We start from the raw sequence: 15680 nt of genomic DNA, 5'->3' as shown, positions 1-15680 counted from the left end.
AGAGCTTCCCCGATGCAGCTGTGGGCCACAGGGTGTCTCCGTCCGGCAGGCAGCGGTTGTGCTTGGCGCGCACCAGCCGATCGGCCAGTTTATTTTCCTGAAGAATTAAAAATAAATTTTTTTGATATTAAGTAATTTAGACAGAATGATATTCCATCAGAGCCGATTTTTGCGACATATGGAATGCCTATCGCCATGTTTATCAGCTCAACCATCGCGCTGGTAAATGGGATATTAATTGCCCAAAGAGCGATATATCGACCCGCTTGCCGCCCTTGCTGTTCTTGCCTATCAGCAAAAGTGTAATGGCGATGGATATAAAAAGCCAGCAAGCCTGATAGCACCTTGGCTAAGGCATTACTACCTGCGGGCGACTGGCTCATATGCAAAAAAGCCGCGAATGCGACAAAATCGACAATGAAGCAGCCAACCTGAGTCACTGCATACTTGAGAAATCTCATTTTGACGGCGATGTACGCAGCGTTTTTTGACGAGGCCGTGTAGGTAACGAGCTTACATCATAAGAAATGAATGACAGCAAAAGTTGCAGTCCAATGATAACCGGGAGGCCTGCAAGCATGACAGTGCCTGGTGTGGAGGGCGCACCCGCAGTGATAGAAAGCCACCAGCTACGAAGACCGAATCCAAAACCAAACAGCATTAAAGGTATGCCGATAAATAATTCAAAAGATGCGGCAGACATATCGCGCAGGAAATAATTATAGCCAATGCGCTTGACAAAATTACGCAAGTGGCCGCGGCTAAAATCCCACAGGGCCCGCGTATATCTGATATTACTTACTTCATCGCCATATACTGCATCCATTGGAACATCGACGACTACAGCCCTGATCAGGTTCAGGCGAAAAAGCATGTCCGTTTCGAAAAAATAGCGCTTATTGATTTTTTCAAAGGGCAAAAGCCGGGCAACACCTGCATGAATTGCGGTAAAGCCATTAGTTGGATCAAAGACATTCCAATACCCGGATGACAATTTATTCAACATTGAAAGCGCCGCATTCATCACCAAGCGCAGGCGCGGCATTCTGTGTAGCTCGATGATATCGTAGAAGCGGTTGCCTTTCGTGTAGTCGGCATCTTGGCTAACAATCGGCGCAATAAACAGCGGAATCAATTTTGGATCCATCTGCCCGTCGCCATCGACCTTAACAATGATATCCGCGCCTGCGCCGATGGCTGCGCGGTATCCAGTGATGACCGCCCCACCAACCCCCTGGTTTTCGGTATGGCGAATTACCTTTACCCGGGGATCGGAAATATTAGCCTCGACAAAATCGCCAGACTTGTCCGGGCAGCAATCATCAATGACGAATATTGAAGAAACTTCGGGACCCATCTTTTCAATAACATCAACTATAAATTTAGTTACTTTAAAAGATGGAATAACGACAGCAATATGATGATCTGCCTTCAAGCTACTGTTCATTTTTTTTCAAACGCTTTAGATATAAATTTCCATCTCGACGAATCACGGCAAACGATGCAGGACTGATGCCACGGTCCTCTTCGGCAAACCAACTGCCGTAACGAGCCCAAAAAGCGGCATCGGCTATTGCGATAGCAAAGAAATCATAGCCCTTGAGCGCCTCGTCAAGAGCGATATCACAAGTATAAATATCATCTGGCGTGTAGCGGGCACCAAGCGACCAACATTTCGAATTGACCGTTAGTGGAGCCATCTCATACCGGAACATGAAATAGGTCAACCCACTAGTTTGCTGATGGATAAAATAGGTCTTCTCAGACGCATGTGCACGGGGCCGAATTTCATCTGATAACGATCGGACGATATCCCGCAGCTGTGCAACGTATTTGGAGGTTCTCTGCGCTTCTGGCAAGAAAATATCTGCATGTACTTTTGGAATGGCCATAAAGGCGTAAAAGACTGAAGCGACGACCAAAACAACAAGAATTAGATTTCTCTTTTGTGCAGCAAACTGCTGGATGGCGGCGCACGCCAGGGCCATCACCCAAGCAAGTTGATAGCTGGCGAAATATCGCTCAAAGGAGGCAAGCCTTACAGCCTCGTAATCACTGAAATAAAAGCCATAGCTGAGCAGCAAGAGGCATGTGTAAGCGACCAGCCCTGCAGCAATAAGGCCGAATATGAGGGATTGACGAACTCGCGCATGGCTAGGCAGGAGCCAAATATGAACTACGCTGAGTACGGTCAATGTAATGGCCGACAAAAACGGCGTGGCCACACTCAGATCCTTGCCGGGCGTAATCGCCAAAACCCGTTTCGCGAACTCTGCCCATACCGCGACGTGGCGCTCTGAAGTTGGATTGAAGAAGAACTTGATGACATTATCAAATGTCATCACGCTAACATAAGGTTCCGCCACGCCGAGGTTGATGTAATAGTTCTTCCAGGTATAGTAAGAGATCAGCACCGCCATTATCGCGGCGCCAAGGCATGCTGCGCCGAGCCGGATGCCATCCCGATTATCTTTGGTGGTGATTTTTTCATGCAAAAGGGCCACTGTCATGGCGCCAATGCCGATAACGGCAAATGCAAATCCGACGTGCTTAACCAGCGGCAAAAATGCCAAAACAGGTATCAGGAAAAAAAATCCTCGCCGTGGAGCAGTATTCGTCAGCAGAACAGCAAAAATGGAACCGAGCAATACGCCAAGGATGGCGTCGACGTAGATTTCGTAGACTTCATAACCAAGTATGTAGGTGCCTATCAGGCAAACAATCATGGCGGTTATGGCGAGCAGCGGCTTCTTGGATATGGCGCTGGTAGCCGCGACGAGGGCAGAGAAAAACAATGCCATTTGGGCGAACAGTATTGCACTTTCCGTATTGCCAAGGGCGCGAGAAAAGTAGTACTGAAGCAGAGCTGTTCCTGGCGGATAAGCCTTGAACATAATGACCGAATCCGCGGTAAATAAGCGATTTTCATTGTTCAAGTATTTCGCTATCAGGCCCCAGTGCGAAAACTCATCCCAGCCGAGGAACTGATACTGCCCATACCATTTTAAGCTGAATCCGATCAAGCCAAGCGCGGCGCAGCCTGCGAATATTAAATCTCTTGATTCGAAAGAATAGGTCTTGAGGCGGGGTATCCATAAGAGCAAAACGATCAGCCCGCCCCATAACAGGGAGGTGGCTGTCTCAGGCAAAAATCCCGCAATGGAACCGTAATACAACAGCAAACCGATCAGAGCAAGAACCGCAAGCACCGCTTCGGATATCTTGCTATGCGCTAGCGATGCAAACGAAAGAACATATCCAACAAACGATCCCGCCAAAATAAAAGCATTCAACATATACGTTCAACTTTTCCACTTATTGAAACAGGGACAAATCCAAAAATCCACAAGCTAAATTCTCGACATGACCCATTCGAAGAGAATTAACTTCGACTCGATCCTCTGATCCAATGGAATAGATACTAGACGCTGACTGGCCAATTGTCTTTGCGCCTGGAGGCAAGATCACAACGTTGGCCGGCGCGAGTGTGGCGGAAGGGTGCGCCATACTTGCCGAGGCGCTTACAATCCGCGTACCGCCCGGTTTTGTTCGCTGTGCTGATTGGCGTTGAATGTGCCTTGCATGTGGTTAGTTTTAGCGCTTTAGTGGCCTTGTATATCGTTTGACATCCACTAAATTAGTGTATTGATTGGCGGAAGCGGTGAGATTCGAACTCACGAACAGCTCACGCCGTCGCCAGTTTTCAAGACTGGTGCCTTCAACCACTCGGCCACGCTTCCTCTTATGCAACATTATACATAAACGGCGGTGCGACGCCAGCCTGACTATCACCTTTTCCCGCCTTTTACGCGAAAATCGCTGGTGTTCAGCCGTCCAGCCCCCAGTTTTCCCGCAGCGCCCGCTCGAATTCCGCCGCCGGCAAAGGGCGCGAGAATAGATAGCCCTGCACCTCGTCGCAGCCCGAGCTTTTCAGGAAGGCCAGTTGCTCGACCGTTTCGACGCCTTCGGCAATGACCTTGTGCTTCAGTTGCTGGGCGATGCTGATAATGGTGCTGGCGATGGCGCAATCGTTGCTGTCGCTCGGGATGCCGGTGGTGAAGGAGCGGTCGATTTTCAGGGTGTCGATGGGGAAGCGCTTCAGGTAGGACAGGCTAGAATAGCCGGTGCCGAAGTCGTCCAGCGACAGGGCCACGCCCAGCGCCGTGATGCGGTCCATGATGCCGATGACACGGTCGATATTGTGCATCAGCGTGCTCTCGGTGATCTCCAGCTCCAGCCACGACGGCTCCAGGCCGTAGCGCGCCAGCGTCTCGCTGACGCGGCCCGGCAGCGCCGACGTGAACTCGCGCGCCGACACATTGACGGCCAGGCGGATCGGCGGCAGCCCCGCCTGCTTCCAACTTTGCGCCTGGGCGCACGCCGCCTCCAGCACCCATTCGCCGACCTGCACGACCAGGCCGGTGGCCTCGGCCAGCGGGATGAATTCTGCCGGCGGGATCATGCCCCGCTCCGGATGGTGCCAGCGCACCAGCGCCTCGGCGCCGATGATGCGCCCGCTGGCCAGCGCGAACTTCGGCTGGTAGTGCAGCAGCAACTGGCCGTGGCCCAGCGCGTGGCGCAGCCCCGTTTCCAGGCGCATCCTCTCCTGCATGCCCTGGTTCATGTCCTGGCTGTAGAAGGTGACGTTCTCCTCCTCGCTGTGGCCGCTCTGCTTGGCGCGGTACATGGCGATGTCGGCCAGGCGCAGCAAGGTTTCCGCATCGCTGCCATCCTGCGGATAGACGCTGATGCCGATGCTGGCGCCGACGCGCAAGTCGTGGCCCTCGATCAGGAAGGGTTGCAGCAGCGAGGCCAACAGCTTCTGCGCCACCATGCTGGCCTCGAAGTGCTGGCTGATGTCGAACAGGCCGACGGCGAACTCGTCGCCGCCCAGCCGCGCCACCAGGTCCTGGTCGCGCAGCGCGCCGCGAAAGCGCAGCGAGATCTGGCGCAGCAACTCGTCGCCGATGCGCCGGCCCAGCGTGTCGTTGATCAGCTTGAAACGGTTCAGGTCGATGAACAGCACGCAGCCAAGCATCTTGCTGCGCTGGGCCACCGTCAGCGCCTGGTCGACCAGCTTGGTCAGCAGCGTGCGGTTGGGCAGGCCCGTCAGCGCGTCGTAATACGCCAGGTGGTGCAGGCGCTCCTCCGCCTGCTTGCGCTCGGTGATGTCGGTCAAATAGGCGATCAGGCCGATCGGGCGCTCTTCCATGTCGTATAGCGGCGAAAGTGACAGGCTGGCCCAGAACACTTCGCCCGACTTCTTTCGGCGCCGCACCTCCATCAGGCGCCCGCCCTGCTCGACGAAGGCATCGTGAAAGGCCGTGTCCTCGTCCTCATACAGGAAGAGGATGTTTTGCCCGACCGCCTCGACCTCGCTGTAGCCGAACAGGCGCTCGGCGCCCTTGTTCCAGCTGGTGATGAAGCCGGCCGAATCCATCGTCAGCACGGACTCGTGGATCTGGTCGAGAATCTGCGACTGCTGGCGCAATTGCGCCTCGACCTTGGCGTAGGCGTTGGTCGAGCGCTGCGCCAGCCCGTGCACCTGCAAGACGCTGGCCGTCAGCGAGGCCAGGCTGGCCAGGCGCTCGCGGTCGGCCTCCTCGTAGGCGGGGCGGCCGGCGACGAGGTAGTGGCCGAAGCATTCATTGTCGAAGCAAATTTCTTGCCGCAGACAGACGGCCGTCGCGGCCCAGGCCGGCTCGGCGGCGCCGTCGCCGGCGGCCGCCAGGTACAGACCGTGCGGACTCGACAGCAAGACGCTGGCGATGCGCCCCAACTCCTGCGCCAGCGCCGCGCCGCGCAAACGCAGCACGGCGTCGCACAGGGCGGCGCTGCTGCTGAGGAAATCGGACACTGGATGGTCGAGCATGGCTAGAGGTTCCGGCTGACCTGAATGGCCCAGTGGTAAGCCTGCAGCAGGCTGCGCCAGTAGGTTTCCGGGCCGATGCCGGCCGCCTCCAGCGCGCCGGCCGTGACCGTCTGCAGCTCCGCCAGCGCCAGCATCGCGCCCAGCGGACCGGCGCGCTGCGTCAGCGCCTGCTCGATGGCGGGGTCTAGGCCCAGCGCGCCGACGATGTCAATCATCGGCATGCCCAGCAAGACGTCGAGCAGGGAAAACACGCCGGCCATGAAAGCGGCGTCCTGCCGGTCGCGGTCGCCGCCGCCTATCTTGCACAGCATTTCCATTTGCGCCGCGCGCACGGCGGCCAGCGGCAGCAAGGCGTTGACGCCGCCGTCGTCCTGCTGCCGCGCGTACAGCAGCAACTGCAGCCAGCGCTGCAACTGGCGCCGGCCCAGCACATGGATGGCCTGGCCGAAGTTGCTGATCGGATTGCTCATGCCGAAGGCGGCCGAATTGACCAGCTTCAGCAAATGATAGGACAGGGCCGGATCCTGGCGCAGCAGCGTCTCCAGCTCACGCGAGTCGGCGTCGCGGGCCAGCAGGCCCAGCAGCGCCAGCAAGCGCTTGCGCGAGGTGCCGTCGTCGTTCGCGCCGGCCGCCCTGGCCGCGTGCAGCGCGTGCTCGCCGGAAAACCAACTGAAACCGAGGCTGCGGCATTGCGCCAGACAGGCGGCGTCGCCGACGTTGCGGGCCCAGTGGGGACCGGGCAAGGACATCAACTGGAAGGCTTGCGGCAAGGCCGCCGCGGCGTCGAAACTGAGCGCGGCGGCGCCGGCCTGGGCGGCGGCGATGCCGCTGCCGCCGTCGACGACGATGCGGTAACCGGCGTCGGCGAGCCTGGCGCAAGCCTGCTGCGCGCCCGGCTCGCCGCACAGCGCGGCCGGGACCAGAAACAGAATGCGCTGGGCCGGCAGCACGCTCAGCAGCGCGGCGCTGACGCGGCGCGGATCGGCCAGCGGCACGATGCAGTCGAGCGGCGCCAGCGCCGCGAACACATCGGGATACCCCAGCAAGGTTGTCAAGGCGGCGACGGCATCGCCGGCCTCATGCGGCACATGCAGGGTCAACGCCACCCACTCGTTCTGAGCATTGGCAACAGCTTGTACACCCACCAAAGGAAACAGGCTTGATTCAGACGCGGACATCGGTATCTCTGTATGGGTAGAAAACAGTATTCATTCAGCCACTGGCCCGCCCCGTCGCCTGCGGACGGACCGGCGTTTAAGCGGCCTCGGCCATTCTATCCGAAACCATCCGGCGGAACATTTTTATTTAAGCAATATTTAAGCAGTATTTAACATCAGAAACAATGGGGTCAGGTCTAGACATGGCGGTTTTTCGCCGCGAAAACCGCCATGTCTAGACCTGACCCCATTTTTGCTCCGCGTGAACAGTAGACCAAGATCAATGTCGCGCCGCCCTTTCCCGCCTATATTTTTCCTAGTTACGCCCTTCGGTTTCCCCCATTTAACGCTGTGCCCACGGCTGGTCCGAGATGGAGAGTTCGCGCCGCCATGGCTAATTTTGACCGTTCCAGCATCAGCCGCAAGCTGACCCTGTTTTCCATGTTTTCGACCGGCAGCGCGCTGCTGCTGGTCTTCCTCGCCTTCGCCGTCGCTTCCGTGCTCAGTTATAAGGAGAACGAGCGCCAGCAGTTGCTGTCGCTGGCCGGCATCGTCGGCGCCAGCAATGTGCAGGCGCTGCTGGCGAAGGACCGCAGGCAGGCGCAGCAGGGCCTTGCCGCGCTCGGCAGCAAGGGCCAGGTGCGGCAGGCGGCGCTGTTCGACCGCGCCGGCCGCCCGTTCGCCCGCTACCGCAGCGACGCCGCCGAGGCGCCCGCCGAGCTGGCGCCGCTGGATCCCCAATTGCAGGAGCAGATACGCGCCGCGCCCGTCATCGTCAGCGCCGATTCCGCCGCGTTCTGGGCGCCCGTGATCCGCCTCTACCGCCCCATCCTGCAGGAGCAGGAGGTGCAGGGCACGGTGATGCTGGAGGCCGACCTGGGCGACATCTGGCAGGCGCTGCTCAGGCACCTGGCGGCCATCGCCGGCGCCACCCTGCTGTCCTTTATCGTCGCGCTGCTGCTGACGGGACGCTTTCGCAACATCATCACCGAGCCGATCACCAAGCTGACCATCGCCGCGCAAAAAGTCACCAGCAGCCAGACCTATACCCACCGCATCGCCCACCAGCGCAGCGACGAGCTGGGCACGCTGATCGACAGTTTCAACGATATGCTGGCGCAGATCGAGAGCCGCGACGCGACGCTGGCCAGTTACCGCGACCAGCTCGAACGCCAGGTCGGCGTGCGCACCGAGCAGCTGGAGAAGGCGAAGAACGCCGCCGAGGCCGCCAGCCAGGCGAAGAGCGCCTTCCTCGCCACGATGAGCCACGAAATCCGCACGCCGATGAACGGCGTGTTGGGCATGACGGAGTTGCTGCTGGCCAGCGAGCTGACGGAGCAGCAGCGCCATTACACGACGATGGTGCAGCGCTCCGGCGAAAACCTCTTGCTGATCATTAACGACATCCTGGATTTTTCCAAGATCGAGGCGGGCAAGCTGACCGTCGAGTACATCCATTTCAATTTCCGCGAATTGCTCGACGACCTGGAATACGTGTTCGCGCCGCAGGCCCAAGCGAAGGGCTTGCGCCTCGACTTCGCCATCGCCAACGACATCCCGCTGGCCATTTGCGGCGACCCGAACCGGCTGCGCCAGGTGTTCGTCAACCTGCTCGGCAACGCCGTCAAGTTCACCGACCGCGGCGGCATCACCGTGCAGGTCCACGTCACCGGCGAGGACGGCCAGAGCGTCGGCCTGCGCGTGGCCGTGTGCGACACCGGCGTCGGCGTCGCCAGCGACGCCCAGCAGCACATCTTCGACTCGTTCTCGCAGGCCGACGGCTCGACCACGCGCAAGCACGGCGGCACCGGCCTCGGCCTGGCCATTTCCAAGCAGTTGGTCGAGCTCATGGGTGGAAAAATCGGCGTCGACAATGCTCTAACTCAAGGATCGGTCTTTTGGTTCACGGTAAATTTCGATAAGCGCCGCGTCGATGTCGACGATCCGTCATTCAATCAGCAAGCCACCCAGGGATTACGCGCCTTGATCGTCGATGAAAACCCAGCCACGCGGGAGGTGCTCGAACGGCAGTTGGGCCGCTGGCGCATCGCCAGCGACAGCGCCACCTCGGCCACCGACGGCCTGCAGATGCTGCGCGCCGCCGGCGCGCGCGGCCAGGCGTATACCCTGGCCCTGCTCGACATGGATCTGTCGCGCACCAGCGGCCTGGCGCTGGCCGCCACCATCAAGGCCGACGCCGCCATCGCCGGCGTCAAGCTGCTGCTGCTGAGCAGCGACGAGGGCGCCGCCGACACCGTGCAGCGGCGCGAGGCCGGCGTCGCCTACCAGTTGATCAAGCCGGCGCGCGAGTCGGACCTGTTCGAGTGCATCGTGACGCCGCCGCGCGCCAGCGAGGGCGTGCGCGCGGCCGCGTCGCGCAGCGCGCCGCCGCCCGCGCCGCCGGGGCGCAAGCGCTGCAAGGTGCTGCTGGCCGAGGACAACCCCGTCAACGTCGCGGTGGCCGTCGCCATGCTGGAGGGGCTAGGCATCGACGTTGTCTGCGCCGGCAATGGCGCCGAGGCGCTGCGGGCGGCGCAGAGCGAGGACTTCGACCTGGCGTTGATGGATTGCCAGATGCCGGTGATGGATGGCTTCGCCGCCACCACCGCCATCCGCCGCCTCGACCAGCAGCGCGGGCGCGCCCGCCCGCTGCCCATCCTCGCCATCACCGCCAACGCGCTGCAGGGCGACCGCGAGGCTTGCCTGGCGGCCGGCATGGACGACTACCTGAGCAAGCCGTTTACGCAGCAGGCGCTGGGCCAGGCGATCGCGCGCTGGGTCACGCTGCCGCGCGCGGCCACGGTGCACCACGGCGAGGCGGACGCCGCCGCGCCGGCGCCGCCCAGGCCGAAGCCGGCGAAGCCACAGCCGCCGGCGCCCGTCGCGGCGGCGCCGGCCCGGCCGGCCGAGGCGCAGCCGCCCGAGCCGGCGCCGCCCAGCGCCACGATCAACCGCCGCGCGCTCGACAACATCCGCGCGCTCAGCGCCACCAGCGGCGACGCGCTGGTGCAGCGCGTCATCCACGCCTATGTCGACGACACGCCGCTGCATTTCCAGACGCTGCGCGAGGCGATCCTGGAGCTGAATACGAACACCATCCGCAAGGCCGCGCACAGCCTCAAGTCGAGCAGCGCCAACGTCGGCGCCGAGGCGCTCGCGCACATGTGCAAGGAGCTGGAAAAGCTCGGGCGCGCCGACAGCACCGAGGGCGCCTCCGGCATGTTGACGGATATGGAGAGGGAATTCCAGGCAGTGCGGCACTCGCTCAGTGCGATCCTCGAAAAGGAAACCTAAGATGGCAGCGCCCCCCTCCCCAAAACGCGGCGTCGTGCTGGTCGTCGACGACGACCCGGTGATGCGCCTGCTGATGCTGGAAATGCTGGCCCAGGTGGGCCTGGACGGCATCGAGGCCGGCGACGGCGCCGAGGCGCTGCTGCGCTACCGCAGCGCCACGCCGGACCTGATCCTGCTCGACGTCGACATGCCGGCGCTGGACGGCTTCGCCGTCTGCCGCGAAATCCGCCGCCTCGAAACGGACGCCGCCGTGCCCATCATCATGGTCACCGGCGGCGACGAGCTGGAAGCCGTGACCCACGCCTACGAAGTGGGCGCGACGGACTTCGTCTCGAAACCGATCAACTGGCCCATCCTCGGCCACCGCGTGCTGTACGTGCTGCGCGCCAGCGACGCCATCGCCCGCCTGCGCATCGCCGACGCGCACAACCGCGCCGTGCTCGCCGCCATCCCCGACACCTTCTTCCGCCTCAACAAGGACGGCGTCTACCTCGACTACGAACAGGGCCACGACGCCGGCGCCGTGTTCTCCGAGGCCGACTGCGTGGGCAAGCACATCAGCGAAGTGCTGCCGGCCGACATCGCCGAGCGCCTGCTGCTGCAAATGCGCGCCGTCCTCGACACCCAGCACATCCGCTCGGTCGACTACGAGCTGACGCGCCTGGACAGCACCCAGCACTTCGAGACGCGGCTGGTGACCACCGGCAGCGACGAGGTGCTGGGCCTGGTGCGCGACATCAGCGAGCGCAAACGCACCGAGGAGCAGATCCGCCGCCTGGCCTATTGCGACAGCCTGACCGGCATCCCGAACCGCCAGGCCTTCCTCGAAACGCTGGAGCGCGAACTGGCCCGCTCGCGCACGGGCAACCGCAAGTTCGCCGTGCTGTTCATGGACCTGGACGCCTTCAAGCGCATCAACGACACGCTCGGCCACAACGTCGGCGACCAGCTGCTGCAGGCCGTCTCCGAGCGCCTGCGCGACACCATACGCCCGCGCGACCTGGTCTCGCGCGCCGAGCAGCACAACAACCTGGCGCGCCTGGGCGGCGACGAATTCACGATCCTGATCCCCGACCTGGAAAGGGTCGAGAACGCCCTCAACGTGGCGCACCGCGTCAAGGAGGCGATGCGCCGGCCCTTCCTGATCGACGCCCACGAGATCTTCGTCACGGCCAGCATCGGCATCTCGCTGTACCCGGAGGACGGCGCCGACTGCGACTCGCTGCTGAAATACGCCGACACGGCGATGTACCACGCGAAGAACTGCGGCAAGAACAACGCCAAGCTGTACAGCTCCTCGCTGACGATGCAGATCATGAGCCACGTGAAGCTGGAGGTGGGCTTGCGCAAGGCGCTCAAGAACGACGAGCTGTATCTGCTGTACCAGCCGCAGATCGACGTGGCCAGCACGCAGATCGTCGGCGTCGAGGCGCTGGTGCGCTGGCGCCACCCGGAGCACGGCGTGATCTCGCCGACCGAGTTCATCCCGCTGGCCGAGGAAACCGGCCTGATCGTGCCGATCGGCGAATGGGTGCTGCGCACGGCCTGCCTGCAGGCGAAGACCTGGCAAAAGAACGGCAAGCGGGCGCTGCGCATGGCCGTGAACCTGTCGGCCAAACAATTCAAGGATGAAAACCTGACGCAGATCGTCATGTCGGCGCTGGCCGACAGCGGCCTCGACGCCCACCTGCTGGAGCTCGAACTGACCGAGGGCACGCTGATGGACGACGCCAAGGCGACCCTGGCGACGCTGGAGCAATTGCGGGCCATCGGCGTCTACCTGTCGATCGACGACTTCGGCACCGGCTACTCGTCGATGAACTACCTGAAGCGCTTCGACGTGCGCGCGCTGAAGATAGACCGCAGCTTCATCAGCGGGCTGCCGCAGGATTCGGAGAACGCGGCCATCACGCGCGCGATCATCGCCATGGCGCACGGCTTGCGCATGGTGGTGGTGGCCGAGGGCGTGGAAACGGGCGAGCAACTGCTGCTGCTCGAACAATACGGCTGCGACATGGTGCAGGGCTACTACCTGGGCCACCCCTCGCCGCACGAATCGATCAGCCTGATGCTCAACAAGCAGTCGGCGCTGGCGATGGCGCCGCAACTGAACCTGTGGGGGCAGATCTGAGCGCAGCCGGGGACAGACCACGATTTCCGGGAAAGCTTTCCCGGAAATCGTGGTCTGTCCCCGGCTGTCCCTACAGCACGCCGTCGCGGCGCAGGCCGGCGATGGCGTCGGCGTCGTAGCCCAGGCCGCGCAGCACTTCGTCGTTGTGCTGGCCCAGCTCCGGCCCCAGCCATTTGGTGCGCCCCGGCGTCGCCGACAGCTTCGGCGTGATCGCCGGCAGCTTGACGGGCGTGCCGTCGGCGAAGTGGTGCTGCTCGAACATCTCGCGCGCCAGGAACTGCGGATCGCTCATCATGTCGCGCACCGAGTAGATTTTCCCGGCCGGCACGTCGGCCGCCTTCAGCACGGCCAGCGCGCTGTCGATGTCGCGCCCGGCGCACCAGGCGCCGATGGCCGCGTCGATTTCCGCGGTGCGGGCGACGCGGCCGTCGTTGCGCGCCAATTGCGCGTCGCCGGCCATGTCAATGCGGCCGATGGCCAGCATCAGGCGCTTGAAGATGGCGTCGCCGTTGCCGGCGATGACGATGTTCTCGCCGTCGCCCGTGGTGTAGGTGTTCGACGGCACGATGCCCGGCAGCGCGCCGCCGGTGCGCTCGCGCACCACGCCGGCGTGGTCGTATTCGGGCACCAGCGACTCCATCATGTTGAAGACGGCCTCGTACAGGGCGACGTCGACCATCTGGCCCTGCCCGCCCGGATGCCCGGCCGTCCTGCGCCCGCCGCCGGCGTCGCGGTGGCGCAGCGCCATCATCGCGCCGATGACGCCGTGCAGCGCCGCCACCGAGTCGCCGATGGAGACGCCGACGCGCACCGGCGGCCGGTCCGGGTGGCCGGACACGTAGCGCAAGCCGCCCATCGACTCGCCGATGGCGCCGAAGCCGGGCAGGTCGCGCATCGGCCCGGTCTGGCCGAAGCCGGACAGGCGCACCATGATCAGCGCGGGGTTCTCCAGCTTGAGCTGCTCGTAGCCGAGGTCCCATTTTTCCAGCACGCCGGGGCGGTAGTTTTCGATGATGATGTCGGCGTCCAGCGCCAGCTGCCTGGCGATGGCGCGGCCGCGGGCATCCTTCAGGTTCAGCGTCAGGCTTTTTTTGTTACGCGCCTGCACCGACCACCACAGCGACGTGCCGTCCTTGAGCACGCGCCAGTGGCGGATCGGGTCGCCGCCCTCGGGCGCCTCGATCTTGATGACGTCGGCGCCGAATTCGGCCAGCATGCGCGCGCAGAACGGCCCGGCGATCAGCGTGCCCAGTTCCAGTACCTTGATGCCGGCCAAGGGGCCGGCGGTGGATTGTTTTTCCGTGGACACGCTTCCCCCGTCTCGATGTCATGCCAAATAAAGCCCCGGCCAGGGGTCCGCCCCCGGCCTGTTCAGGTGCTGCGGCGGTCCAGCATGGCGCGGGCGATGGTGCCGGCGTCGACGTACTCCAGCTCGCCACCGACGGGCACGCCGCGCGCCAGCCGGCTCACCTTCAGGCCGCGGGCCTTCAGCATTTCGCTGATGTAGTGGGCGGTGGCCTCGCCCTCATTGGTGAAGTTGGTGGCCAGCACCACTTCGCTGACGACGCCGTCGTTGGCGCGCGCCAGCAGCTTCTCCAGGTGGATATCCTTCGGGCCGATGCCGTCGAGCGGCGACAGGCGTCCCATCAGCACGAAGTACAAGCCCTGGTAGGTCAAGGTCTGCTCGATCATCAGCTGGTCGGCCGGCGTTTCGACGACGCACAGCAGACGCGTGTCGCGCTCGCTGTCCAGGCAGTTCTCGCACACCTCGTGCTCGGTGAAGGTGTTGCACAGCGCGCAGTGGTGGACCGCGTCGACGGCCTGGAACAGCGCGCGCGACAGCATGGCCGCGCCCTCGCGGTCGTGCTGCAGCAAATGGAAGGCCATGCGCTGCGCCGACTTCGGGCCGACGCCGGGCAGGCGCCGCAGCGCCTCGGTGAGGAACTCCAGCGCCTTAGACATCGCCGGCGCCCACGGCAGCGCAGGGCACAGTCACGGCCATCAGAATGGCATTTTGAAGCCGGCCGGCAAGTTCATGCCGCCGGTCAGGCCGCTCATTTTCTCGGCCGACGTCGCTTCGGCCTTGCGCACGGCGTCGTTGAAGGCGGCGGCGACGAGGTCTTCCAGCATGTCCTTGTCGTCGGCCAGCAGCGACGGGTCGATGGAGACGCGCTTGACGTCGTTTTTGCAGGTCATGACGATCTTCACGAGGCCGGCGCCGGACTGGCCTTCGACTTCCACCAGCGCCAGTTGGTCTTGGGCTTTTTTCATATTGTCCTGCATGGCTTGCGCCTGTTTCATCAAGCCAGCCAATTGGTTCTTCATCATGATCGTTACTCCGTTTTGAAATGGATAATTAGGGGACAAACAAATTAATGCAGCGACGGCGCGGGCGCCGGCGTGATCGAGCCCGGCACGACGATGGCGTTAAAGTCGCGCATCATGCTTTGCACAAAGGGATCGTGTTCGATGGTGTCCTCGGCCTGGCGCTGGCAAGCCTCGCGGTGGGCCTGCGCCTCGGCGCTGGCCGTGTACCAGACCGGCCCCAGCTCCGTGTCGACGCCGACCTTGCGCTGGAAGCGCTCGCTCAGCGCGGCGGCCAGTTTCTCGACGTTGGCCGGGCTGCGCCAAGTGTCGATCGGCACGCGCAAACGGAACAGCGTGCTGTGGCCGTCGTGCTGGCATTCGATCAGCTCGGCCTGCACGGCCAGTTGCTGGGCCACGCCGCGCAGCGGCAGCACGGCGGCGACGGCGGGCCAGTTACCGTCCCAGTCGAGGCCGGGAACCGGCACCACCACGTAGGGCGGACGCTGGACCTGCGGCACCGGCCGTGCCGCCGGGGCGGCGGCTTCGGCCGGCGCCGCCTGCACGGCGGCGCTGGCGCTGTCGTCGGAAAATTCAGTGACCCAGGGCGGCAAATCGTCATCCGGCTCGGCCTGCTGTTGCACGAGCGGGCGCGGCGGCGCTTCCAGCACGGCCGTGGCGCCAGCCGTCACGGCGGCGGCAGGCGCGTCCTCCCACGGCGCGGGCGCTTTCGGCGCCGGCGCGAGCGGCGCCGCCGGCCGAACTGGCGCAGGCGTTGGTTGAGGCGCGGCGGCAAACGGCGGCGCCGCCGCGACTGGCGGCGCGCTGGCGGCCGGAGCCGGAGCCGGCGCGGCAGCCGACGCGGCGGCCGGCGCGGCGCTTGCCGGGCGGCCACCGGCGCTCATCTTGGAGGCGGCGCGCG

Annotated in this window: 10 protein-coding genes, 1 tRNA gene and 1 pseudogene; 2 read left to right on the top strand and 10 right to left on the bottom strand. The window is 63.1% G+C overall.

The genetic code is table 11. From position 1 onward, the window contains the following. Positions 1 to 89 precede the first annotated feature (89 nt). The 6 genes from OIK44_RS24995 to OIK44_RS24970 all read right to left on the bottom strand — a co-directional run bounded on the left by OIK44_RS24995 (position 90) and on the right by OIK44_RS24970 (position 6978). Positions 90 to 461 (bottom strand): GtrA family protein, encoded by a 372-nt coding sequence (locus OIK44_RS24995; protein WP_273674882.1) that lies wholly within the window; start codon positions 459 to 461, stop codon positions 90 to 92. After that, positions 458 to 1447 (bottom strand): glycosyltransferase family 2 protein, encoded by a 990-nt coding sequence (locus OIK44_RS24990; protein ID WP_273674880.1) that lies wholly within the window; start codon positions 1445 to 1447, stop codon positions 458 to 460. Before OIK44_RS24990 ends, OIK44_RS24995 begins: the two co-directional genes overlap by 4 nt. Further along, positions 1437 to 3296 carry a hypothetical protein gene (locus tag OIK44_RS24985; RefSeq protein WP_273674878.1) on the bottom strand — a complete coding sequence of 620 codons (1860 nt, stop codon included), beginning with the start codon at positions 3294 to 3296 and terminating at the stop codon, positions 1437 to 1439. Before OIK44_RS24985 ends, OIK44_RS24990 begins: the two co-directional genes overlap by 11 nt. Positions 3297 to 3650: 354 nt before the next feature. Further along, positions 3651 to 3740: transfer RNA gene (locus OIK44_RS24980), tRNA-Ser, on the bottom strand. An 86-nt stretch (positions 3741 to 3826) separates the two neighbouring features. After that, positions 3827 to 5872 (bottom strand): putative bifunctional diguanylate cyclase/phosphodiesterase, encoded by a 2046-nt coding sequence (locus OIK44_RS24975; protein WP_273674876.1) that lies wholly within the window; start codon positions 5870 to 5872, stop codon positions 3827 to 3829. A gap of 2 nt (positions 5873 to 5874) precedes the next feature. Then, positions 5875 to 6978 carry an HDOD domain-containing protein gene (locus OIK44_RS24970; RefSeq protein ID WP_337587218.1) on the bottom strand — a complete coding sequence of 368 codons (1104 nt, stop codon included), beginning with the start codon at positions 6976 to 6978 and terminating at the stop codon, positions 5875 to 5877. A 441-nt stretch (positions 6979 to 7419) separates the two neighbouring features. On the opposite strand from OIK44_RS24970, the gene OIK44_RS24965 reads away from it, so the two are divergent. Both OIK44_RS24965 and OIK44_RS24960 read left to right on the top strand, forming a co-directional pair. Beyond that, positions 7420 to 10323: a hybrid sensor histidine kinase/response regulator gene (locus OIK44_RS24965; protein ID WP_273674872.1), complete on the top strand. Its 2904-nt coding sequence runs from the start codon at positions 7420 to 7422 to the stop codon at positions 10321 to 10323. A gap of 1 nt (position 10324) precedes the next feature. Beyond that, on the top strand, positions 10325 to 12454 hold the full coding sequence (locus tag OIK44_RS24960; protein WP_273674870.1) for a putative bifunctional diguanylate cyclase/phosphodiesterase: 2130 nt from the start codon (positions 10325 to 10327) through the stop codon (positions 12452 to 12454). A gap of 70 nt (positions 12455 to 12524) precedes the next feature. Here the strand turns inward: OIK44_RS24960 and OIK44_RS24955 are convergent, their stop codons facing one another. The 4 genes and pseudogenes from OIK44_RS24955 to OIK44_RS24940 form a co-directional block, all read right to left on the bottom strand. After that, positions 12525 to 13763 (bottom strand): CaiB/BaiF CoA transferase family protein, encoded by a 1239-nt coding sequence (locus tag OIK44_RS24955; RefSeq protein WP_273674868.1) that lies wholly within the window; start codon positions 13761 to 13763, stop codon positions 12525 to 12527. Positions 13764 to 13825: 62 nt separating this feature from the next. After that, positions 13826 to 14416 carry a recombination mediator RecR gene (gene recR / locus OIK44_RS24950; RefSeq protein WP_273674866.1) on the bottom strand — a complete coding sequence of 197 codons (591 nt, stop codon included), beginning with the start codon at positions 14414 to 14416 and terminating at the stop codon, positions 13826 to 13828. A gap of 39 nt (positions 14417 to 14455) precedes the next feature. Further along, positions 14456 to 14782: a YbaB/EbfC family nucleoid-associated protein gene (locus OIK44_RS24945; protein WP_273674864.1), complete on the bottom strand. Its 327-nt coding sequence runs from the start codon at positions 14780 to 14782 to the stop codon at positions 14456 to 14458. A 44-nt stretch (positions 14783 to 14826) separates the two neighbouring features. Next, positions 14827 to 15680: pseudogene (locus OIK44_RS24940) on the bottom strand (DNA polymerase III subunit gamma/tau); the annotation flags it as partial.

This window comes from Janthinobacterium fluminis (genome assembly GCF_028595325.1).
Lineage (GTDB): Bacteria > Pseudomonadota > Gammaproteobacteria > Burkholderiales > Burkholderiaceae_D > Janthinobacterium > Janthinobacterium fluminis.
This window is presented reverse-complemented; position numbering and strand designations above follow the sequence as displayed.